The organism is uncultured Porphyromonas sp., assembly GCF_938039215.1.
GTDB lineage: Bacteria > Bacteroidota > Bacteroidia > Bacteroidales > Porphyromonadaceae > Porphyromonas.
On the sequence record NZ_CALHVI010000061.1, the window covers coordinates 12605 to 36720 of the forward strand.

The window sequence follows — 24116 nt, forward strand, 5'->3', positions numbered from 1 at the left end:
CCTTATGCATATCTCTCATCAGTTACTGAGGTCAGCGGTAGTGACCTCAGCAGCCCTTGTTGTGGCTACTGCGCTCTTCTCCTCTTGCTCCTCTAAGACCGCTGGAGGAGGAAGTGATGATCAGCTTCTCAGCTTCGTCGATCCCTTCATCGGCACGGGTGAGCATGGGCACACCTTCCCTGGTGCGACCCGCCCCAATGCCCTCGTACAATTCAGCCCCGACACCCACCTCATCGGGTGGGATGCGAGCAGTGGCTACCATGACTCCGACAGCGTGATCCATGCCTTCAGCCTCACCCATCTCTCGGGGACGGGTATTGGCGACCTTGGGGATGTCGCTCTGCTTCCCTTCTCGGGTGCAGACAGCCTCAGACCCGTAGCCACCTTCGACAAGGCTACGGAAGTGGCTTCCCCTGGCTACTATGCTGTCCAGCTGCAGAACTTCGGCATCAAGGCTGAGCTCACCAGTACCGACCGTGTGGGGCTACTCCGTGCCAGCTATGCTGATAGCACCGACCGCAAGCTCCTCCTTGACCTAGGGCACATCCTCCAGCCCAACTGGGGGCATAAGGTGATGGGCAATGACCTTCGCCTCGTCAATGATTCTACGATCCAAGGGACGTACTACACGAAGGGTTGGGCCGAGCACCATCAGCTCAGCTACACGATTCGTCTTGCCTCGCCCGTGGATAGCATCGCCCTCTATCGAGATGGTGAACGCCAGCTCATCCAGTCGGGCTATTCTGTGACGAAGGACACGGCAGACCTCAAGCTCCACCTCTACCTCCCCGCAGGCAGCGAGCCCTATCAGGTGAAGATCGGTGTCTCTGCCGTCTCTCCCGAAGGAGCTGAGAAGAACCTCACGACCGAACTTCCTCACTGGGACTTCGATGCCGTGCATCAGGAGAGCCGACGCATCTGGTCAGAAGTCCTCTCCCGCATCACCATCGAGACGAAGGACACGACCGTCCTCAAGAACTTCTACACCGCCCTCTACCATGCCCACATCGCCCCCTACAACTATCAGGATGTCGATGGCTCCTTCCGTGGTATGGATAAGCAGATCCACAAGGGCGATGCGAAGGATGGTCACTACACCGTCTTCTCCATCTGGGATACCTACCGAGCCCTTCATCCCTTGCTCACGATCATTGATCCTGACCAAGCACTGCGCTACGGTAAGAGCCTTGTGCAGGACTATCAAGAGGGGACGATCCTACCTCGCTGGCCCCTCGCTGCGAACTACACGGGCTGCATGCCAGGCTACCATTCGGTGAGCATCCTCGCTGACCTCGTAGCCAAGGGGCTTGCTACAAAGGAAGATCTCCGTCTCTGGACAGAAGCCGCCGTACGTAGCTCCGTCTACCGAGAAGATCTAGCGAAGAAGTTCGCTGGTACCCGTGAGCTGGATCTCATCACCCGTCATCCATACTACAAGGAGCTGCTGGGCTTCGTCCCTGCCGACTCCGTCCCCGAGAGCGTCAGCTGGGGGGTAGAGATGGCTTATGATGACTGGTGCATCGCCCGTCTGGCAGAAGCTGCTGGTCTTGACTCCATCCGCCAAGTCTACGACAAGAAGGCACTCTACTACCAGCGCTACTGGGATCATGAGACCAAGCTCATGCGTCCCGTGATGGCCGATGGCAAGTTCCGCACGCCCTTCAATCCACGCTTCTCTGCCCACGAGAAGAGTGATTACACCGAGGGTAATGCTTATCAGTGGAGCTTCTATGCGCCTCATGACATGGAGGGCTTCCTCAAGCTCATGGGCGGTAAGGCTGTACTTGAGCAGAACCTCGACACGCTCTTTACCACTTCCTCCCGCATTGACGGAGCAGAGCAGTCAGGCGATATCACAGGGCTCATCGGGCAGTATGCCCACGGCAATGAGCCCAGCCACCACATCGCTTACCTCTACAACTACACCTCTGCGCCTCACAAAAGACAAGCCATCCTCGACACTGTCCTTCGCCACTTCTACAAGCCCACACCCGACGGTATCATCGGCAACGAAGACTGCGGTCAGATGTCAGCTTGGTATGTCCTGAGCGCCCTTGGCTTCTATCAAGTTTGCCCAGGGAAGGCTGAGTACACCATCGGCCGTCCGCTCGTAGACATGGCAAAGATCCAGCTCCCCAAGGGCATCTTCACTATCGAGGTGCGTAACAATAGTAAGGAGAATAAGTACGTGCAGCAGGCCTCCATCAACGGACGTGACATCACGGAAAGCCTCACCTTCACACACAAGGATATCCATCCCAATAGCAAGCTCACCATCGTCATGGGCCCCAAGCCTCGACGCTAAGGAGCACCAGCTCTCCTAAGCATGTAGCGCCAGCTTCCTCGACAGCAATCCCTTTGCTCTACGTAGAAGCTGGCGCTACGCTTTTATCCCCCTCGTCTATGCGTATACGCCATTTCCTATACGCCCTCATCGGGCTCATCCTCTGCTCACTTCCCTTACAAGGGCAGAGCCGTCAAAACATCAGCCTGAAGTTCATGGGCCTCAGCTTCCACCCTCTGAGTGGGAGACCCAATGCCAAACTGATGCCAAACCGCCTGGACCCCGAGGCTTACTTCGTAGTTGATCTGGGTGCCCTACTCTCCTACGAGTACTTCATCATCCCCGAGATCCTCTCCGTCAAGGGCATTCAAGGGCTTTATGCTGACTGCACCGCCCAGCTTGCTGGTGTGACGAGTATCGGCCTACGTGCTCGTATCTTCCACATCGGGCGGCATCGCCTCTACGGCGGTATCGGGCCGACATGGATCTACCGACGCAACTGGTACCGCCTGCCAGGGTACGTCGACACGAAGTACTTCGAGGGTAGCCCCACGGACAAGTGGCAGCGTAAGTTCCTCTGGTACGGAGGCGAGCTGGAGTATAAGTTCGCTCTCAGCCCCAAGCTCGACATAGCGACGACCTTCGTCCCAGGCTACCCCGACCTCATGGCCTTCGCAGTCGGTCTCAGCTACAATCTTTAGCCCGCGCAAGCACACCTCATCAAAGAGCTCCGCCCCGATCGTCCTCTCTATGTGGACGGTCGGGACGGGGCTCTTTCTATCAGGGAAGGTTTGCCGTAGCTACCGCTTCATGAAGGTCTGGAGGTAGCGCTTGACCTGCTGAAGGGCCTCTCCAGAGAAGCCATGTTCGCCACCAGGGATCACGTGGTACTCGGCATTGTTGTAGATGGTGGCTGCACGATCTGAGACGGACTGCTCTACGATGCGATCCCTATCCCCATGAAGGATCAGCACGGGGCCTCGGAAGCGACCGATGACGGCATAGGGATCGATGTTCCACACATCTTTGTAGTACTTCTCCCCGAGACGCATTCCCCAGAGGGTGTTTACCAGAGGGATTTTCGAATACTCTCCCCACTGCTTACGCACCATCTCAGGGATACTGAAGGCAGGATAAATCAAGATAAGCGAGGCGATATCATCAGGACGCGATGCCGCAGTGAGGGCGGAGACGAGCCCGCCTTGGCTCAAGCCCAAGAGGGTGATATATCGGGGATCAATGTCGGAGCGACGCTTGAGCTGATCGATGACCACATTGAGGTCTGCCTGCTCCGTGAGGACAGACATATTTGTCGTCTCACCAGCACTAAGGCTCTCACGTCCACCACCATTGAAGTCGAAGGTATAGCAGAGGAGCCCATACGCGTCAGGAGCTCGGCATAGCCCTCACCATCACGGTGCGTCACGCCGAAGCCATGGCTGAGGATGACCAGCGGTAGGCGCCCCGTGATGGCTGATGGGAAGTTCCGCACGCCCTTCAATCCTCGCTTCTCTGCTCATGAGAAGAGTGACTACACGGAGGGCAACGCTTACCAGTGGAGCTTCTATGCTCCGCATGACATGGAGGGCTTCCTCAAGCTCATGGGTGGTAAGGCTGTACTTGAGCAGAACCTTGACACGCTCTTCACCACGTCCTCCCGCATTGACGGGGCAGAGCAGTCAGGCGATATCACAGGGCTCATCGGGCAGTATGCCCACGGCAATGAGCCCAGCCACCACATCGCTTACCTCTACAACTACACCTCTGCGCCTCACAAAAGACAAGCCATCCTCGACACTGTCCTTCGCCACTTCTACAAGCCCACACCCGACGGTATCATCGGCAACGAAGACTGCGGTCAGATGTCAGCTTGGTATGTCCTGAGCGCCCTTGGCTTCTATCAGGTCTGCCCAGGGAAGGCTGAGTACACCATCGGTCGTCCGCTCGTAGACAAGGCGACCCTCCGTCTGAAGGATGGCTCCTTCACCATCCTCGTCAAGGGCAATTCTCCAGCTAACAAGTACGTACAATCAGCCAAGATCAATGGCCGAGATATCACCTCCACGCTGACCTTCATGCACGCAGACCTACGTGCTGGTGGTACCCTTGAGATCGTGATGTCCGACAAGCCCCGCAAGTAAGGGCTCACCCGTCCCTCCTCTACAACACGAGCGCTAGCTCCTCCAAGCACGGACTCGATCCGTCGGAGAGCTAGCGCTCGTTCGTTTACCTCCCCCCCCCCACAGCCAAGTTCCCTGCCCCTTCTTCAAGCTTCCTATCAAAATAGTCCCTCCAACCTGTAGCGGCTAAAGGAGGAGCTAGGGAGGTCGTTTCTTCGGGGTCAAGAGCAAGCTGTGGGGAGGGGAAGAAAGTGACCTACTGTGGGTCGCCGAAACGACCCACGGTAGATCGGTCAGGCGACCCACAGTAGGTCGCATCGACGACCCACAGTAGGTTTTATTTGCGACCTACCGTAGGGTTGTTTTGGGGGATGCCCAAGGCCAGTCGCTAAGCCATGGGAAGAGGCGTAGGGAACCGCAAGAAGAAGCTCCCTAAAGGAGAGACGTAGATCGGGCTATTCCTTGTCCGTCTGATCTCCTGCCGAAGTCCTCCCTCAGCGAAGGGAGGAGTATGGGACGACTAGGCTATTGCACATCTGACCTGCCCTCCAAATTGCCTTGTGGAGGGGGGAGAGAATATATTCCTGAAAAAATTAAAGATCTCCATCCTGTTTACACTAATTTATCGTATATTTGTGGCAAAGAACTAATAAGAGTATCAACTTAAATACTAGAACAATAATGGTTAGTTACAAGGAACTCGGCTTGGTCAACACTCGTGAGATGTTTGCCAAGGCTGTCAAGGGTGGCTATGCTATCCCCGCATTCAACTTCAACAACATGGAGCAGCTCCAGGCTATCATCGGTGCTGCCGTAGAAACGAAGTCCCCCGTCATCCTCCAGGTCTCCAGCGGTGCTCGCAAGTATGCGAACCAGACGCTCCTCCGCTACATGGCGCAGGGTGCTGTCGAGTACGCTAAGGAGCTCGGCTGCCCTAACCCACAGATCGCCCTTCACCTCGACCACGGTGATAGCCTCGAGCTCTGCAAGAGCTGTATCGAAATGGGCTTCTCCTCAGTCATGATCGACGGATCTCACCTTCCTTACGACGAGAACGTAGCTCTGACTCGTTCGGTCGTTGAATACGCTCACCAGTTCGACGTAACTGTCGAAGGCGAACTCGGTGTCCTCGCTGGTATCGAAGATGATGTCGTAGCTGAGCACCACACCTACACCGAACCCGAAGAAGTCATCGACTTCGTCAACAAGACGGGTGTAGACTCTCTGGCTATCTCCATCGGTACTTCGCACGGGGCTAACAAGTTCACTCCTGAGCAGTGCCACCGTGATGCGAATGGCATCCTCGTACCTCCCCCCCTCCGCTTCGATATCCTCGCAGAGATCGAAAAGCAGATCCCAGGTTTCCCCATCGTCCTCCACGGTTCTTCTAGCGTACCTCAGGACGAAGTCGCTACCATCAACCAGTACGGTGGTGCCCTCAAGGACGCTGTCGGTATCCCCGAAGAGCAGCTCCGTCAGGCTTCTAAGAGCGCTGTCTGCAAGATCAACATCGACTCCGATGGTCGTCTGGCTATGACCGCAGCTATCCGCAAGGTCTTCGCTACGAACCCTGCAGAGTTCGACCCACGTAAGTACCTCGGTCCAGCTCGTGAGTCTCTGAAGAAGCTCTACATGCACAAGATCGAGAACGTACTCGGCTCCAACAACCGTCTCTAAGACACTACTAGCTCACCCATCGCCCCTGAGCTAGGGACGAGACCGAGCTAAAACAGCAAGAGGCTACCTGCCTTCCCATACCCTCGTGGGGGTGGGAGTCAGGTAGCCTCTCTCTTTTCACTCTACCCTATACCCCCTTATATATGCACCGCCTCTTCACGCTCCGTGAGCATGCCCACGGAGCTTACCCCTTCGACCAAGTCGAGGTGGCGGACTTCCGCCCTGCCTTCGCCGAAGCTATCGCTGAGAAGCGTAGTGAGGTCGAGGCCATCATACAGCAAAGCGAAGCTCCGACCTTTGCCAATACCATCGTTGCTCTGGAGCGAAGTGGAGCAAAGCTCGAATGGCTCTCGGGGATCTTCTACAACCTCCTCCATGCCGAGGCTACAGACCAGCTGATGGAGATCAGTCAGGAGCTCAGCCCCGAGCTCTCCGCTCTATCCTCATTCATCCTCCTCTCCGAAGGGCTCTTCGCTCGTATCCGAAGTGTCTGGGAGGAGCGTGATCAGTTGGGTCTAGACCTCGAGGATATGCGCCTACTACAGCGCACGTACGAGAGCTTCAGCGAGAGCGGAGCACTCCTGCCCGAAGACCAGAAGGATCGCCTTCGAGAAGTGAAGCGCCAGCTCAGCGAGCTTGCCCTCACCTTCGGACAAAACAACCTCAAGGAGCAGGCTCGCTTCCGTCTTTGGGTCGAGGACGAAGCGCAAGTCGCAGGTCTGCCCGAGTCAGCCCTCGGTGTTGCTCGTGAGCTAGCAGCGAAGGAGGGGAAGCCCCACGGCTACCTCTTCACCCTAGCAGCTCCGAGCTTCTTCCCCTTCATGCAGCACTGCCCCGATGCTCGCCTTCGCCAAGAGATGTACCGTGCGAAGATGAGCCTTGGAGCTGTCGAGGGTGAGTTTGACAATCGGGATGTCATCCGTCGCCTTGCCAACCTTCGTCTAGAACTTGCCCAGCTCCTCGGGCACAAGACCTTCGCCTCAAAGGTGCTCACTAAGCGCATGGCAGGGAGCTCTGAAGCTGTCTATCGCCTGCTGGACGAACTCCTAGAGGCCTACCTTCCCGTGGCGAAGGACGAGCTGGCCAAGGTCGAAGCCTTCGCTCGTGAAGCAGGCGAGACCGAGGCGCTACAACCCTGGGACTGGAGCTACTGGGCCGAACGCTACAAGAAGGCCTTCTACAAGCTGGATGAAGAGGAACTCCGTCCTTACTTCGAGCTCTCTCGGGTCTCCACTGCGATCTTCTCCCTCGCCACCCGTCTCTACGGGATCCACTTCATCGAGCGCACCGACCTCCCCGTCTACCACCCCGATGTCCACACCTACGAAGTGCAGGATCGGGATGGTTCGTACCTCGGTCTACTCTACACCGACTTCTTCCCTCGTGAAGGGAAGCAAAGCGGAGCTTGGATGAATAACCTCCAAGAGCAGTACCACACCGCCACGGGCGAAGACCACCGTCCGCACATCGTGCTCGTGATGAACTTCACCCAGCCCGTCGGCGACCGCCCTGCGCTCTTGACCCCAGGGGAGGTACGTACCTTCCTGCACGAGTTCGGTCATGCCCTCCACGGCATGCTGGCCAAGGCTCGATACAGCTCACTCAGCGGGACGAATGTCGTCCGTGACTTCGTCGAGCTTCCTAGCCAACTGATGGAGAATTGGCTCGACCAGCGGGAGTGGCTCCAGAGCTTTGCCCTGCACTACGAGACGGCAGAGGCTCTCCCCGAAGCCCTCATCGAGCGCATGGAGCGTGCCCGCCACTTCCTCGTGGGCTATGCAGCCTGCCGTCAGCTGAGCTTCGGCTACCTCGACATGGCTTGGCATACGATCACGGAGCCCCTTGCAAAAGGGCTCGACACGAAGGCTTTTGAAGAAGAAGCATGGGCTAAGGCCGTCCTTCTACCCGCTTCGCCTGCCCCCTGTCAGATGAGTACGGCCTTCGGGCACATCTTCTCGGGTGGCTACAGCGCAGGCTATTACGGCTACAAGTGGGCAGAGGTGCTGGATGCCGATGCCTTCGCTGCCTTCCAAGAGGAAGGGATCTTCTCAAGCGAGACAGCTCAGCGCTTCCGTGACTGCGTCCTATCGCAGGGCGACCGTGAGGATGCCGAGGTGCTCTATGAGCGCTTCCGAGGACAAGCCCCCTCCATCAAGGCGCTTCTCCAGAGAGACGGCATCGAGAGCCGCTAGTCCCCCTCTTTGCCCCATCCCCACCGCCACTGATATTCGTGACGGTGGGGATAGCTTTTTCTCAAAGCTACAAGGCTGGAAGGTCAAGGCTCAGCTTCCCTTGAGAAGGGAGCAAAGGAGCCCTTCTAAAGAGGATCTACCAAGAGGCGAAAAAACGACCTACGGTAGGTCGCCGAAAAAACCTACTGTGGGTCGCCTCACCGACCTACCGTAGGTCGTCTTACCGACCCACAGTGGGTCCTAAAAGAGTTCGCATGCAAGGGCGAATTATAATGTACTAGTTCACCCTCTTGAAGAGGTCAAAAGTTCTACTTCCTATCAGAAGCTAGAAAACAATCAATCAGCTGATAGACAGATAATTACAAGATTAGATTATCTTTGCGTCGTTGAACACCTAAAACAAATGTGTGTATGAAGAAATTCTCTACTCTTATGCTGAGCCTCGCCCTCGGTGGCACGCTTGCAGCTCAGACTCCCAAGTTCACGCCTGACCACGGCGCTCTGCTTGACGGCAAGACGATCGTCAAGGCTAACATCACCAGCCCTGCGCTCAACAACTACAGCTTCGCTGCCGAACGCATTCTCACCAAGGGCCTCGGCCTCCAGCTCGGTATCGCTACGATGCCCAAGGGCTCCCTTCCCCTCGTCTCAACCTTCGAGAAGAGCCTAGGTAGCGATACGAACCTCGGCGCTCTGAAGCTCCAATCCTTCTACATCACCCCTGAACTCCGCTGGTACACGGGCGGTGGTTATGGCCACGGCTTCTATCTGATGGCTTACTACCGCTATCAGAGCTACAACCTCTCTGGCTACACATTCGCCCTCGACGTACACGAGAATGGAGCTGGCGCTGGTAAGCCTGTCAAGGTAGGTCTCTCTGGGGACTTCAAGACCAATAGCCTCGGTATCGGTCTCGGTGCACAGTGGCTCTTCGGTCGCAACAAGAACATCGTCCTCGACTGGAACATCCTCGGTGTGCACGCTGGTCGTGGTAAGATCAACTTCTCGGGTGACTTCTCTGCTGCTACCAACCTCTCTGATGCCGAACTCGAAGACCTGCGTAAGGAACTTAGCGATGGTATCACCGACATACCTACCGTCACTGTCGGTGGTAAGGATATCAGCCTCGACAAGACGGGCAAGAAGGTCTCGCTCAACAATGTGGCTACTCCTTGGGCTTGGATCCGTGCCTCTGTCTCTCTCGGTTTCCGCTTCTAAGCTCCCGAGCAGGGCATAGTCCTTCATAAAAAGAATCCCCCACAGCGATACGCTCGTATCGCTGTGGGGGATTTCCTTTTTTAGCCTAGGGGAAGAGCTACTTCTGCATCTGCTCCTTGATTCTCTTGATCCAGAGGGAAAGAACTTTGGCTGAGGTATCGATGAAGAGATCCTTCTCGTCGGTGCGCTTCAGTTCGCCTACGATCTTGATATCGGGCTCGATACCGAACTCGACATCCTTGCCCGCTGCATCATAGGTACGAGAGGCAGAGAAGCGTATGCCCCAACCATTGGGAAGCTCCGACGACATCGGTAGGCCTGCTCCCCCACCCGTCTTCACACCGATGATCCGTACATGAGGCAAGCCTTTCATCCGAAGGACAAAGTCATTAGCCGCACTATACACACCCTGATTGACGAGGACAAAGACGGGCTTTAGCCAGATCGTACCCCGAGTAAGGGGCTCAAGGTAGATAGGCACTTGACGAGAGAAGTCATTGTGTCCAGGCCCCGTCTTGTGGGACATATAGCCCACAAGCCTGCGCTCTCGTATGAAGTGCCGAGCTAGGAGATCCGAAGTCGTGACCTGTCCTCCGCCATTACCTCTAAGGTCAAGGATCAGGCCATCACAAGCACGCAGACGATTGAGCGCTGCAGAGATATTGCCATCCGAAAGCCCTGCATTGAACGAAGCCACACGAATGTACCCCAGCGGGATCTCCCGCTTCCCTTCGTCGGGATAGTCCAGCGCCTTGTAGGCCAGTGCCCCTGCGATCTTGTAGTCTTCGCCCAAGTAGCGATCTATCAGCTCAGCATCGAAGGTACGAGGCCCATCGGTGCGCCACTTCCAGTAGCGACTTAGGTCAAAGGTCGAAGCGAGATTGACGTGTCCATCCTTCAGCTCCGAGAGTAGCTCCGTCATGATGAGAAAGAGGGAATCCGTCGTCATCTGGGGGCGAAGGTCACGGCGGTGCTTATGGTAGAGGTCACGCCAAGTCGTGCCTGCGGGGAGCTTCAGATCGAAGTAGCAGTAGTTGCGATCTAGGATCTGCCAGAGGGCATCATAGTTGGTATAGGGATCCGAAGTAAACTCCTTCTCCGTCGAGCAGCTCACGAAGAAGAGCGAGGCGAGGAGCGTACAGAGAGTGGTGATACAGCGCTTCATGACTTAGAAGGGAACTAGGGATGAGTACTTGGTGGCTGTACGACGACCCTCCAAGGGTAAGAAGCGGGTCGTCACACCGATGAGTAGGCTATGCTGGTGGCGATAGGCCTTGATCTGATTGAGCTCCGTACGGCGATAGTCCCAGCGATACCCGACAGAGAGCGTCAGGTAGTCAAGCAGGGGAACGTCCAGACTCGACAGCAGATAAAGCTCGGGACTAGAGAAGGGATGCGTCAGGGATAGTCGGCGGGTGGGCTTGTTGTAATAGTAGAGTTCAAAGAAACTCTCTCCGAACTCCTGCGCAAAGGCTACCCCTAGCAGGTCGGTATGAGCATAGGTCTTGAAGAGCAGGGGGAAGCGCTCCGTACCCAAGCGGCGGGTATAGAGGGCAGAGAGCCCAAGTGAGAGAGCGACATCCAGAGCTACGGGGTTATTCCCATTGCGTGTACTGAAGGCACCGCCACCGAAGCCTACGATACTTCCTCCCAGATACAGCCGTCCTGCCTTCCCCTCCATCACACGACGTAGATAGCCCCAGTCATAGCGCAAGCCGAGGCTATAGATCATAGCATTGCCCGCAGGATTGGTCGTGAGGGCTAGATCCAGCCCTAGGAGCGTATGTCTTAGCCAGCGGGGATCTGTCGCCCGTGGAGTATAGGCAAAGAGCGAACCCTTCGCCTCGGTCTGCTCAGAGAGACCTCGGTAGCCAAGCCGAGAGGTCTCCGAGAGGTAGCTATACACACGTCCACCATAGTTCAGCGGAGTTAGGTAGGTATTACCTAGACGTATCCCCCCGATACCGAGGTACTGACTATGACTGGTGACATTGCTCATTCGGCTCTGAGGCTCGGGCAGAGAGAGGAAGCTCTTCGCCACCGAGCCTTGACTGAGGCTATCCTCCACTCCACACTGCCCCATCAGAGGCTCCAGCGACAAGAGCTGGAAGAGGAGTACACCGAGGAGGAAGAAGAGCGATCGAGAGAAGGCTGATCTATTCATCTAGGTAAGGGTATGGGCTATTCAGTAGGAGCTTCCTCCGAAGCACTGGAGAAGAGGTCTGCCTCTTCCTCCGTGTCGTCATCTAGGGGCTCCTCGGAGATCTCTTCGAAGATAGGGGACTCCTTGAGCGGAGGGAGCTCTTCTACTTGGTCGATGAGGTAGGGAGCGATGCGCTTACCTCGAGCACGGATGCTCTTGACGAGGGCGAACTCCTCGACATCGATCTCCACGGTACGGAGCTCTCCATCCTTCTCCTTGCGCCCGATCACTAGGCGCGGGTAATAGGTATCGGTCAGGAGCAGTAGCTCGTTCTTGGGATTATCACCAAGGATATTCTCTCGCTTCTGATCCTCTTCGACACTGAAGCGCTTGATGTAATGGTACTTCTGCTCGGCATCGTAGTAGACGGCCGTCCAGATCTTACGAGAGTCGTTCTTCTCGATGCGCAGGAGGTTCTCTTCTATATGGATGGAGTCACTGAAGTCCGTGGTGTAGCACTCTCCCGAAGCAAGCACGACGAGGATGCGGTCACGTGCATGGAAGGAGCCAAGGTACTGCCCCTGCTCGTTGTAGTTCAGGCGCAAGACATCTCGATCGAACCACACATCCCTACCGCCGAGGGTCGAATATCCCTTCGACAACAGACTGACCGAATGCACTTCCGCCTTCGTGACAAGGAAGCCCACAGAGCTACGGCTCTTGATCGACACCTCAGAGAAGTCCTTCTCGAACTGGAAGAGTCTCTGCCGAGCATTGCGGATCTTGAGTTTGATCGAGACCTTCTCTGCCTCGCCATTGCCGTTGGCTGAGAAGTAGAGGACACGAGATCCGTCCTTCCCTCGCGTCAGATCATAGATACGATCACGGATGATAGAGAGGACATTGAAGCGCTTAGCATAGACAGAGCCCGCCTTGCCGTCTCGGTAGACGACGTTGTAGATGGTGCGCTCATCGTTGCGCTGATAGCGGTTGATGTAGATGACCTCCTCATTGCCATAGAAGCGCTTATCCTCGACCTTCCCGACGAAGTACTTCCCTGAGCGGAAGAAGACTATGACCTCATCTAGGCTGGAGCAATTGCAGACGAACTCTGCATCCTTCAGTGCCGTACCGAAGAAACCTTCCTCTCTATTGATATAGAGCTTAGCATCGAGCTCAGCGACCTTCGTCACCTCAATGGTACCGAAGTTCATGATCTTCGTTCGGCGGGGGAAGGCTCCTCCGTAGCGCTGCACTAGGTGCTGATACCAGCGAATGGTATAGTCCGTCAGATGGGCTAAGTCGTGGCGAAGCTGAGCAATGTCCTGCTCGATCTGCAGGAGGGCTGCCTCATGCTTGGGGAGATTGAAGCGCAGGATACGTGCCATACGTAGCTCCAGCAGTCGCTTCAGATCATCCGTAGTCACGGGGCGAAGGAATTGGTCGGCGAAGGGCTCGATGCGCTTAGCGATATGGGCAAGGGCTACAGTCTCGTCCTTAGCCTCTTCAAACTCCCGATCCTTATAGATGCGCTCCTCGATGAAGATGCGCTCGAGCGAAGCGCCGAGGTACTGCTCTTCCTTCTCCGAGAGTAGGATCTTCAGTTCTTCACCGAAGAGGAACTTCGTGCGCTCTACGCTGTAGCGAAGGAGCTCACTGACCGTGGTGAAGAGAGGCTTCTCTTCGTAGATCACGCAGCAGTTGGGGGAGATGCTCACCTCGCAGTCGGTGAAGGCATAGAGGGCATCGATCGCCTTGTCTGAGGAGACACCAGAGGCTAGGGTCAAGCGAATATCCGTCGTGGCCGCTGTCATGTCATCGACCCGACGAATACGGATCTTCCCCTTCTCCACCGCCTTGAGGATGGACTCAATGAGCGTGGTCGTTGTCTTGCCTGCAGGAAGCTCGGAGATACTGAGGGTCTTCGAGTCGATCTTGTCGATCTTCGCTCGGGACTTGAGGCTACCACCACGCTCGCCATCGTTGTAGCGCGATACGTCGATGAGCCCCCCCGTAGGGAAGTCAGGATAGAGGGTGAACTCCTCCCCTCGCAGATAAGCACAGGCTGCATCTGCCAGCTCCACGAAGTTATGGGAGAGGATCTTGGAGGAGAGCCCCACGGCGATCCCTTCGGCTCCTTGAGCAAGGAGCAAGGGGAACTTCACCGGCAGAGCTATCGGCTCATCCGTCGTACCATCGTAGGTCTTCTTCCATGGAGTCACTCGGTCGCTATAGACGGCTTCGAGGGCGAAGGCTGAGAGCTTGGCTTCGATGTATCGACCAGCAGCAGCGGGGTCTCCAGTGAGGATATTCCCCCAGTTCCCCTGGGTATCAATGAGGAAGCCTTTCTGTCCGAGTTGCACCAGAGCATCGTTGATCGAAGCGTCGCCATGTGGATGATACTTCATCGTCTCACCGACGATATTAGCCACCTTGATGAGCTTGCCACTATCCATCCGCTTGAGGTTGTAGAGGATACGGCGCTGCACAGGCTTGAGACCGTCATCGATGTGCGGTACGGCTCGCTCGAGGATGACATAAGAGGCGTAGTCGAGGAACCACGTCTGGTACATCTTCGAGAGGTTGCTTAGCTCGGGGCGATAGGGCAAGCCCTCAGCAGGCTGATAGGCAGGAGGCTCGGGCTCCTCGACTTCGCTCTCTTCGGAGAGGTCAGCAGAGGCTAAGGGGAGGGTCTTCTCTAGGTCGTCGTCTAACTCAGGCTTCATGTAGATCGTCTATACACCAATATTATATGAAGGCAAAGATACGGAAAAGAGGGGGGATCACGGCGAAGAATCCTAGTGTGCAAGCCCATCGGAGCGAGGTCCCTTCCCTCCTCGTCTAGATAAGGGAGGAGTCCCTAAAGAAAATCCATCTGTGATCTCGGCGAATATCAGCAGACTTCACAGAGGATCACAGATGGATAGGAGGGGGTATCGGGCGAGGTACGACCAAGCACCGACTTTCCCTTAGGGGAAGCGGGTATAAGAGATCGTCCAGCTGTACGTCTCGATGGCGGGCTTGCCTCCTACGAGCGTCGTACGTTCCTCTCGGGCACGTGTTGGCCAGCCCTCTGGGGTGAGGCTTTCGGTAGCGTAGGTGACGACGCTGCTCTCTGAGCTTACGAGGGTCTGACCTGCGCCTTGATAGACCTCCAGCTTCTTCTGGATAGGAGCTCCTAAGATCCCGTAGGTGAAGCGACTCTCTTGGCGACGAAGGAGGCCATACTGTCCCTCTAAGCGACCATAGTCGGCACGCGCCTCATAGAGGAGTCGACCTTGAGCGTCGGTTACCCGCTCCGTAGCATGGAGGATCTCGTGTGTCGTGGCGATCTCTTCCTTGATCAAGACTCGGGGACCTTCGTAGCTATAGAGGAGTCGTCGCTGCTGGGGCGAAGCTCCACCTCCAGGGTAGACTGTCTTCGTCCCGCCAGAGATACGATCTTGGTCGTAGCTGTATTCGATCTCATAGTCAAGCTGGTCACTTCCACGGAGGAAGAGCTGCTCATGAAGGAGCAAGTCTCGCTTGTAGCTGTACTTCGTCACCAGAGGAGGCTGCGTGGCCCCATTGTCGTAGATCTTCTGCTCGATGAGGTGCCCCGAGGCATCATACTCACAGAGCTCTTGGTAGACGATCTCACTGCCGAAGCTGCCGTCTTGCTTCATCTGATCATGGACGAGGGAGAGGCGACGGTGGGCACGGTCAAAGGTCTCGATGATCGTCATGACCGGCTGTCCGCCCTTGGACTGAGTGATCTCGATACGTTCGATCTTATTCAGCTGCCCATCCCCAGGTGTCGGAGGCATAGGCAGATCTCGTCCCTTGGAGTTGCACGAGGCTAAGGCTAGGCCCATGCCAACGAGGAGCAGCGCCAAAGGGAGGCTTCTCAATGCTTTCATAATAGGTAGTAGGCTAAAAGAATGGGGCTGTCCACACATCGGACAGCGGCAGAGGGATAAGGTAGAGGCTACCCTCCTCTTCCTTCGGAGCTAACTCGGCGGCAGAAGAGGAGGAAGGAGGGAAGGATCAGACAAGATCCTGCCCAGGACGCAGGCGAAGCATCTCCTTGGGGACGGAGGTGCGGACGACTTCGCTGAGACGCTCGACGAGGGCATGGCGCACGTACTCCCGATGGTGGACGAGCGTGATGCAGCGGGTCGGGCGAGGCAGGGCAAAGGTACGGACGAGCTCTCGTCTGTCGGGACTAAGAGTCTCAACGACTAGCTCAGGGACGAAGGTAACCCCATTGCCCTGCTCCACGAAGTGCATGAAGCTCTCCAGACTACCTCGGCTGTAGCTGAAGCGCTGGTGAGGAGCATCCTTCAGATGGCAGAACTTCACCAACTGATCACGGAAGCAATGACCCTCATCCAAGAGCCAGAGCTGATGCTTCCCCACCTCTGACGAGCGGATATGCTCCTGCTCGAAGAGCTCGGACTGCCGAGGCACATAGCCTAGGAACTCCTCATAGAAGAGCGGATGATCGACCAGCTGATCCGAGGTCGAGGCCGAAGCGATGAGGGCAATATCGATCTGACCCGAGTGGAGCGCAGCGACACATTCGCTCGTCTTCAGCTCGGTGATCGTGACCTTGAGATCGGGCAAGTGCTTCCTCACCAGAGGCAGGACTCGGGGTAGGAGATAGGGAGCGATGGTCGGCAAGACCCCGAGACGCACCTTCCCCGAGAGCGACTCAGTCTCTTCGCGGATGACTTCCTTGACCTGAGCCATCTGAAGGAGGATCACTGCTGCCTGATCGAGGATGCGTCGCCCCACAGCTGTCGGTATGATCGGTTGATGGCTTCGATCGAAGATCTTCACTCCGAGCTCTTCCTCGAGCTTCTGGATCATTGTGCTCAGCGTTGGCTGGGTGACTTCGCAGTAGTCTGCGGCGCGCCCAAAGTGGCGGAACTTATCGAGCGCCTGGATATATTCGAGTTGCTGTAGGTTCATGCTTCTTGGTTTTCTCTTGGGCAAATATACCTCAATCCGTGCGAACAGGAGGAGCAACTCCCACCCTCAGCCTCCAGCCAAGGGAGAGAATCAAGATCACACTCTATCTTCGCTAAATATTTTCCTAATTACAGGGCTGCTTTTTCCTATGAAACACACCCCTCAATCATCAAAAAGAGTAAATACACCCTGGATTTTTCACCATTAATCACCCCGATTCAGCACTTCACAGCCTCAGATATGTGAATATAAATTAAACTTTCTCTACGAGGCTATTTCCCTTGCTTTTACATTAAAATCTTTCCACCTTTGCTATACCAATTCGAAGCAATCTTATCGTATCCTCAAATCGAAAGGCCCTCGCAGGCCGATACCGGACAAATGCACATGGATTGCACAGCCTCAGCTCTTCCTCCTTTCGAGCTGAGGCTGTTTCCTTTTTCCCCGCTGTACATATAATGCGCTTCGAGCTCCAAAGATGCCCTCCTGCGACGAGCGAAGATCCCCCTTCCTGAGCGCTAGGATCGCCCTTACGGAGGGGGCATGACTACCTCCTCATTGCTTACGGAGTACGTCCTACAGCAGTCCACCTACCTTCCCCTAGGAAGAAAGACTGAGCTAAACAGCAAAAAATGAGGAGAAAAAGCCTATCTTTGCACCGGCAAAAGGCCAGAGGACAGCATCAGAAGCACCTCACTTGACTGCCTGAAGCCACTCCAAAACCTCATTTATACCTCTTAATTCATTTTTAATAAAGACCTCCTATGAAGACTATTACAGTCTCATTGCTGGGTGTCCTATGCCTCGTCTCGACGGGAGCGTATGCCCAGCGTACATCTTCTGCAGACACGCTGCACCACATCGACAGTGTCTCGGTGACCGCTCGTCTGCGTCACGAGATCGGGGTTAACCCGCTTGGTGTCCCCGCTAAGAAGCTTCCCCTGACCATCAGCACCCTCTCTGGCACTACCCTCTCAGAGCGTGCCATCACCAAGGTCACCGATGCTATGCGCTTCGTACCTGCCGTGCAGATGAAGTCCAGCTACGGGGCTTTCCGCGAAGTCTCCGTCCGTGGCTTCTACAACACGATCTACATGGTCGATGGGGTACGTGACGAACGCTCCACGATCAACTCGTACCCTCTGGGCGACCTCTACAATGTCGAGAGCATCGAGGTGCTCAAGGGCCCAGCCTCTGTCCTCTACGGCTACGCTGCTACCGGTGGTGTCGTCAATGTCACCCGCCGAGTACCAGAGGAGAAGTTCACCCTCGGGGCACACGTCCGTGGCGGTAGCCTTGGCTACTTCGACCTCGGGGCACAGGTAGGGGGGAAGATCGCCGACGGTCTGAACTTCTACGCTGGAGGCTTCCTCTCTGGGGGTAAGCAGTGGCGCTCGACAAATGACAAGAACCGCTCCCTCTTCGCTTCCCTCAGCTATACGAAGGGCATCCACAGCCTAGTACTTCGCCTAGAAGGTCGCAATGACTTCTATGGCACCGACGCTGGGCTTGCTCCCGTCATGGATGATGACATGTATCGAGTGAGTGATGGTAAGCTCTTCCTCAAGAAGGGCGAGATGCTCCCAGGCCTCAAGCGTCACTGGCGCTACAATGATGCCTCCGATGCTATGTACAACCGTGCCTACAACGGTAGCCTCAAGTACACCCTTTCACTCTCCCCTTCGTGGAAGCTCTCGGACTACGTCTCCTATGCCTATGACGATATCGACTACTTCAGCACAGAGGAGCTCTCCTATCCTACGAGTCCTAACCCTGGCCCTAACTACGGAGCCTACACGGAGGATGAGACAGGGAATAGAACGTACTACGACCTAGATCACGTCCAGTTCACCTTCCCACTCCGCTTCGAGCACATAGCCAAGACGCTCCAGAACACCCTTGATCTCTCGGGCAACTTCTACCTCGGAGCTGTGAAGAACAACCTGCGCTTCGCCTACAGCACGACCCTGCTCAATCGTACCACCTACACGGGCTACAACGGCCCCGATGTACAGGCCGATGGCCGTACCTTCGATGCGGATGGCGAGACCCTCACCTACTCACAGAATACGACCTACAACCCCAGCTTCAACGGTCACGCTAAGACTAAGTTCTCCGAGGCCAATCCACAGCAAGTCTGGGTACACGGCTTCGCCCTCTCCAATGTCTTCGAGCTCTCGGAGCAGATCAAGGCGATGGCAGCGATCCGCTACGACCACTACAGCTACCGCCACACCTCTGGTCTTGCGATCAAGGACGGCAAGCACAGCTACGATGATCTAGCTCGTGATGCTTATGGGAAGAGCTCTGACGAGGCGATCAGCTACCGTCTCGGTCTCGTCTATCAGCCCACAGGAGCACTCTCCTTCTACTCGTCCCTAGGGAGCTTCTATATCCCCGACAAGACGACGAGCTTCAACCCTAGCCGTGAGCGCTTCTACGACAAGAATGGCAATCTGATCACGGAGCGCCGTGGCGGTGCTTACTTCGATCCTCAGTCGGGCTACCAGTTCGAAGTAGGTACGAAGTACACGCTCTCCAATGTCCTACAGCTCAACCTCTCTGCCTACCACATCCGTCGCAACAACGAGATCGCTTACACCTCGATAACGGAGCAGGAGAACGGCAAGCCCAAGCGCTACAGCATCAGAGCGCAGGTAGGTGCTACCGAGGGTAATGGCTTCGAGACCGACCTGACTATCCGTCCCCTCCGTGGCCTTGAGCTCGTAGCTGGATATAGCTACACGGATATCCACGTAGCTGATGCTAAGGAAGGTCCCGTAACTAAGCTACTGAACCTCCGTGAAGGTACGCCTATGAGCTGGGTACCCCGCAAGCAGTTCTTCACCTACGGGCACTATGACTTCCAGCGTGGTGCACTCCGCAACCTCTCGCTGAACTACAGCCTCAGCTACCGTGATGCGATGTACTACAACGTAGGCAAAGCTCTGACCTTCGCTCCCTACACGCAGCTCGACCTCGGAGCTAGCTACCGCCTGCCTGCTGGCTTCAGAGTAGCGGTACAGGTGCGCAACGTCCTCAACGCTGAGGGCTACACCTCTGTACTGAACGGGACTCAGCTCTTCCCCAACGAACCAACGAATGCACTCGTGACCCTGAGCTACTCGCTCTAAGGTCTCAACCCTGCAGATAAAAGAGATCGCCCCGCCAAGCAGCTGCTTGGCGGGGCGATCTTGTATTAGAGGGATTAGAACTGTACCAAGCGAACAACGAGCTTCGTCGTCACACCTTCAAGTACTTGGTCATTTGCTCTCTTCAGTTCGAGCTCGACCGTCACAGTACGAGCATCCTTGTCGTAGTGGGCAGAGTTTACTTCAAAGAGAACATTCTTGAGATACACATCTCGTGTATCAATCCCGCCAGAAACTTTGCCTACGAGGTCGTGATCTCCATGCTCCCAGCTCAACTCACCTGAGTAGCGAATAGAGGCACTAGCGAGCTTGATCCACTGGATCGGGTTAACCTTGAGGACACGAAGCAGGGCAGCGTCATCGGCAGGCTTGCTCTTCGCCAGCTTATTTCGCATCCATTCGTTGAGGGGGATAGTAGTGGAAAAACCAAGGTCATTCTTCAGCGACGAGAGCGGCTTGAAGCCCTTGACGACGAAGTCGATCGTCAGCAAATCCTCCTTATTGTAGCGGGGAAGGTTCACAGTACCACGGAAGGAGAGGGTATTGTTGGAGTGGTCTGTACGGGGATCTGAGAGCACTACGGCATACTTCTCTCGGTCATACTCCTTCAAGAAGGAACCCGAGTACACCCCGAACTGACGCTCCATGCCACCGAGGTAGTACTTCGGGGCGAAGGTCTCATCAATTTGGAACTTCTGCAGGAAGTAATCCCGACGGGAGATGGGGATACGGAGGAACTCCGATCCCGAGATCCCATTGTAGCGCACCTTGAAGGCAAGGGCATCGCTACCATGAGCGCCTTCTTCGTACTTCATATCTACAAGCTCCAGGAGCTTCAGATCTTCGGCAGTAAGCGTATAGGGATCGCCTCCAAGCTCAGAAGAGGAGAAGGTCACGAAGGGAAGTAGGTCAGCTAGCTTGATAGCCTCCTTATCACCGCCCCAAGCAAACTCCTCGATCTTGAGCGTGCTCAGTAGCTCCGCCGTCTTAGCCTCAATAGGCTTGACGACCATGCGCTTAGCCATGTGGTAGTCCGAGGGCTTCTTGGGTTCGGCAGGCTTCTGAGGATCCTCGGGGTTCTGAGGGTCATTAGGTTTCTGAGGCTCTTCGGGCTTCTGGGGATGCTCAGGGTTAGGCTTGACACGAGGAGTATCATCCTTGGACTTACAGCCCGTAGCTACCCCGAGGGTGAGGAGCATAGCGAAGAGGAATATCTTCTTGGTCTTCATCATATAAATGTACAAAGTGAATAAGTGGACTCCTGAGAGCTCGATCCAGGAGGAGAGGAGTGTAAAGCGTTCCCATGGCTCATGTGTACCTTGAGGGAAGCGGAGGAAGCCCGTAAGATCACGGACTGCGAGCTCAAGACTTATAGTAAGCGAAGGAGGCAGAGAGCGCTCTTGCCTTTCGCTGGGGCGCAAAGTTACGAAGAAATGCCAAAACCATTCCCCCACGGCTCTCTTGGCGGAGTCACTAGCCCCTCCCTTCCACTAGCAAACACCTTGCCAGAAGCTCCACATTCGCCCCTCCTCTGCCTCTATGACATTCCCCCCTCAAGAGCCTCAACGTGATCCCAGAAGAAGCACTACTGTTGCCTCTCCCGAGGCGCTACTATTACCTCCAGAGAGGCGCTACTGTTACCTCGAAAGAGCCGTACGATAACCTCAGTCTAGGCACTACTGCTAGCCCGAGATAGGCTCTATCGGTAGTTCTCAAGAAGCATCACTAACATCCTCTGGCACTCTGCAGGGACAGCTCGAGCCTAACATGCCTCCAAAGGGAACAAGTCCCTCCGTTGGGCATGGATGAAGTACCTTCTATACGAAGGTTCAGACTTCGAGCTTCTAGGAAAGATCCCAGCTAGCTGGAGGGAAGCGACTTTACAGCGAAAAGGGCGAGCACGCACAAGCAAAGCTCTTCGAGAACTAACAAAATTTCCACCTCCGAGAAAGAAGTACCTTTGCATCTCCACAGGGCTTACACAGTCCTCCACTTACCCCTTATAAAGAATGAAACAAGAGCAAATCATCCTTCTCCGTGGTGTCATGCCCAGCGGGAAGAACAGCATACCTAAGATGGCAATTCTTCGCCAGCACCTCGAAGATGCAGGCTTCGAAGCCGTCCGCACCTACATCCAAAGCGGGAACATCCTCCTTCGGAGTGATCTGCCGAAGCAAGCACTAAGTGAACGCATTCACGACCTCATCTCCGAAAAGTATGGAGCTGACCTCGCCGCCCTCGTCTTCCTCCCCGAGGAGCTACAAGCATGGGTTGATGCTCTGCCCTTCTCCCCCGAACTTGATCCCAGCCGAGTCTTCTTCACGATGACGATGGAGCACCCCAAAGCCGAACGCCGTCAAGCACTTTCGGAAAAGCCTTGGGGAGAAGCGACACTACACCTCACGGAGCAATGTGCCTACATCCATGCTCCCAAGACCTACAAGAACTCCAAACTCACCAATAACGCTCTGGAGCGTCACCTAGGTGTAACCTGCACCACCCGCAACCTCAACACCCTCCGTCGCATCCTCGCCCTCGCCTCCCAAGAAGACTAGCCCCACTCCGTCCTCCCCTCGCTCCCATCCCCCAGCCTTCGCTCCATGCTCATACCGAAGCCTAACTCGCATCTCTGCAGGCAGCGAACAACCTCCCCTCTTCAAAGCCTAGCGCCCTCGAAGTAGACTTTCCTCCTCCCCTCACTGCAGCACAAAGCAAAGAAGCAGTACGCATCTCTAGGTCATCGCCCAGAATGCGTACTGCTTCTTCTCCTTGCTAACTAAGTCAAACACCATCCCAAGACCTCCCTTCCTCCTCCGTCCTGCTCTATACTCGAAAGACCGAAGCAACAGTCAAATGGGACAGAGAAGAGAAATGGAAAGGCTAGGCTATTCCAAGCATAGATCGGAAGCAGGACAAACTCCACCTCCTATGCGGGCTACTTAGATAAACAACAATAAGGTAAGGGAAGGCTCTACCACCCCCACCCTCGGAACATGATGCTACGATGAGCATCCCAGCCAACACTGCCCACTTATACGAATAGCGACCGGATGAAGATGCCTCCATCCCGATTATCCCCAATACACCAAACGAGCATAACTACCTCCACAATCACTACACACCGCTACAATCACACAAAAGGCGAGAGAAGGCGCTTCCTCGTAGCCCTTGAAGCATATCGCAAGCAGCAAGCTTCTCTACTTGCAGCACCCACCTGCATAAACGGGAACAGGGCAAGGGATGTCGCTTCCTCTCTAGCGCTTGAAAGATATTTTTGGGGATGAGTATCCTTGCAGGCTGTGAACACAGCTATAAACAATAATAGGCGAGGGAAGCTCGTGTCTCCCTCTCCCTTGAAGCATACCGCTAGCCGTAAGCACCTCTACTTGTAGCAGCCAACTGCATAAACGACAATAGGGCAAGGGAAGCTACTACCTCCATACGCTTGGCATACATCGCAGGGGACAAGAATCCTCGCTGGCGTAGGCTCCGCGATAAACAACAATAGAGCAAGAGTGGGAGTAGCCCCCGCACCCTAGCTATGGAGCCTATGGAGCAAGTAGTCCCAGCGCAATGGGTACAGGCATAGACAATTGCAGGCTAAGATATCTACTACCTCCACTCCCCTAGAATATGCTGCAGGCGGTGAGTATCCTCGCTCGCAGTAGATACCTCCACAAACGACAATAGGGCAAGAGTGGCCACTGCCTCCCTCGCCCTAGAATACATCTCAGAGAACTGTAGTTTCTGCTTCCCCCTTGTCCCTACTGCCATAAACGACGATAGGGCGAGAGGGGCTACCGCCGCCCTAACCCTATAAACAAGGAGCGGGTGTGACTGCTATTGCAATCACACCCACTCGCTTCTAAAATGGCGGCTACCTACTCTCCCACTTTTACGCAGTACCATCGGCACAATTGGGCTTAACTTCTCTGTTCGGAATGGGAAGAGGTGGAACCCCAACGTTATAACCACCTAAATATCTCAAATATCTAGACAATCATTGACTCGATAAAAACATTCGATACTCACAATCGCATCGCTAAGTCGGTATACAACCACTATGCGCAAAAACTTTCGGGCTATTAGTACTACTCGGCTTTGACGTCACCGCCTTTACACCTGTAGCCTATCAAGGTCATCGTCTGTAACCACCCTTATAATGAGATCTAATCTTGAGGCAAGCTTCGTACTTAGATGCTTTCAGCACTTATCTCAACCGAACGTAGCTACTCGGCAGTACGCCTGGCGGCATAACCGATAAACCAGCGGTTCGTCCAACACGGTCCTCTCGTACTAGTGTCAGGCCCCCTCAAATCTCAAACGCCCACAACAGATAGAGACCGAACTGTCTCACGACGTTCTGAACCCAGCTCG

General features: G+C 55.3%; 13 protein-coding genes, 2 rRNA genes and 2 pseudogenes. 8 read left to right on the forward strand and 9 right to left on the reverse strand.

Features of this window, described 5'->3' with window-relative positions:
- The first annotated feature begins 4 nt into the window (after window positions 1-4).
- Together Q0336_RS08730 and Q0336_RS08735 are read left to right on the forward strand one after the other, a co-directional pair.
- Complete coding sequence (locus Q0336_RS08730; RefSeq protein WP_298527936.1) at window positions 5-2305, forward strand: GH92 family glycosyl hydrolase; 2301 nt, start codon at window positions 5-7, stop codon at window positions 2303-2305.
- Window positions 2306-2403: 98 nt separating this feature from the next.
- Window positions 2404-2985 (forward strand): hypothetical protein, encoded by a 582-nt coding sequence (locus tag Q0336_RS08735; RefSeq protein ID WP_298527939.1) that lies wholly within the window; start codon window positions 2404-2406, stop codon window positions 2983-2985.
- A gap of 99 nt (window positions 2986-3084) precedes the next feature.
- On the opposite strand, the pseudogene Q0336_RS08740 reads toward Q0336_RS08735, so the two are convergent.
- Window positions 3085-3654 (reverse strand): annotated as a pseudogene (locus Q0336_RS08740) (alpha/beta hydrolase); the annotation flags it as partial.
- A 90-nt stretch (window positions 3655-3744) separates the two neighbouring features.
- Here Q0336_RS08740 and Q0336_RS08745 point away from each other — a divergent pair.
- The 4 genes and pseudogenes from Q0336_RS08745 to Q0336_RS08760 all read left to right on the forward strand — a co-directional run.
- Window positions 3745-4425, forward strand: a pseudogene (locus Q0336_RS08745) (glycoside hydrolase domain-containing protein); the annotation flags it as partial.
- 660 nt (window positions 4426-5085) lie between these two features.
- A complete protein-coding gene (locus tag Q0336_RS08750; RefSeq protein WP_298527945.1) occupies window positions 5086-6081 on the forward strand; it encodes a class II fructose-bisphosphate aldolase in 996 nt (331 codons plus the stop codon).
- 143 nt (window positions 6082-6224) lie between these two features.
- Window positions 6225-8273 carry a M3 family metallopeptidase gene (locus Q0336_RS08755; protein WP_298527948.1) on the forward strand — a complete coding sequence of 683 codons (2049 nt, stop codon included), beginning with the start codon at window positions 6225-6227 and terminating at the stop codon, window positions 8271-8273.
- A gap of 411 nt (window positions 8274-8684) precedes the next feature.
- Window positions 8685-9491, forward strand: coding sequence for a hypothetical protein (locus Q0336_RS08760; protein WP_298527950.1), 807 nt, complete (start codon window positions 8685-8687; stop codon window positions 9489-9491).
- Between the two features lie 97 nt (window positions 9492-9588).
- Here the strand turns inward: Q0336_RS08760 and Q0336_RS08765 are convergent, their stop codons facing one another.
- The 5 genes from Q0336_RS08765 to Q0336_RS08785 all read right to left on the reverse strand — a co-directional run bounded on the left by Q0336_RS08765 (window position 9589) and on the right by Q0336_RS08785 (window position 16587).
- A complete protein-coding gene (locus tag Q0336_RS08765) occupies window positions 9589-10656 on the reverse strand; it encodes a S41 family peptidase (protein WP_298527953.1) in 1068 nt (355 codons plus the stop codon).
- A 3-nt stretch (window positions 10657-10659) separates the two neighbouring features.
- Window positions 10660-11655 (reverse strand): hypothetical protein, encoded by a 996-nt coding sequence (locus Q0336_RS08770; protein WP_298527955.1) that lies wholly within the window; start codon window positions 11653-11655, stop codon window positions 10660-10662.
- A 17-nt stretch (window positions 11656-11672) separates the two neighbouring features.
- On the reverse strand, window positions 11673-14360 hold the full coding sequence (locus tag Q0336_RS08775; RefSeq protein ID WP_298527957.1) for a DNA gyrase/topoisomerase IV subunit A: 2688 nt from the start codon (window positions 14358-14360) through the stop codon (window positions 11673-11675).
- Between the two features lie 243 nt (window positions 14361-14603).
- Window positions 14604-15533, reverse strand: a complete 930-nt coding sequence (locus tag Q0336_RS08780; RefSeq protein ID WP_298527959.1) for a hypothetical protein — start codon at window positions 15531-15533, stop codon at window positions 14604-14606.
- A gap of 127 nt (window positions 15534-15660) precedes the next feature.
- Window positions 15661-16587: a hydrogen peroxide-inducible genes activator gene (locus Q0336_RS08785; RefSeq protein ID WP_298527961.1), complete on the reverse strand. Its 927-nt coding sequence runs from the start codon at window positions 16585-16587 to the stop codon at window positions 15661-15663.
- 764 nt (window positions 16588-17351) lie between these two features.
- Here Q0336_RS08785 and Q0336_RS08790 point away from each other — a divergent pair.
- The gene (locus Q0336_RS08790; RefSeq protein ID WP_298527963.1) at window positions 17352-19721 is read left to right on the forward strand and encodes a TonB-dependent receptor; all 2370 of its coding nucleotides are present in this window, start codon (window positions 17352-17354) and stop codon (window positions 19719-19721) included.
- Between the two features lie 74 nt (window positions 19722-19795).
- Here the strand turns inward: Q0336_RS08790 and Q0336_RS08795 are convergent, their stop codons facing one another.
- Window positions 19796-20971: a hypothetical protein gene (locus tag Q0336_RS08795; RefSeq protein WP_298527965.1), complete on the reverse strand. Its 1176-nt coding sequence runs from the start codon at window positions 20969-20971 to the stop codon at window positions 19796-19798.
- Between the two features lie 777 nt (window positions 20972-21748).
- Here Q0336_RS08795 and Q0336_RS08800 point away from each other — a divergent pair.
- Window positions 21749-22294 (forward strand): DUF1697 domain-containing protein, encoded by a 546-nt coding sequence (locus Q0336_RS08800; protein ID WP_298527966.1) that lies wholly within the window; start codon window positions 21749-21751, stop codon window positions 22292-22294.
- Between the two features lie 1313 nt (window positions 22295-23607).
- Here Q0336_RS08800 and rrf read toward each other — a convergent pair.
- Window positions 23608-23718: ribosomal RNA gene (rrf, locus tag Q0336_RS08805) — 5S ribosomal RNA — on the reverse strand.
- Window positions 23719-23803: 85 nt separating this feature from the next.
- Window positions 23804-24116 (reverse strand): 23S ribosomal RNA (locus Q0336_RS08810); the annotation flags it as partial.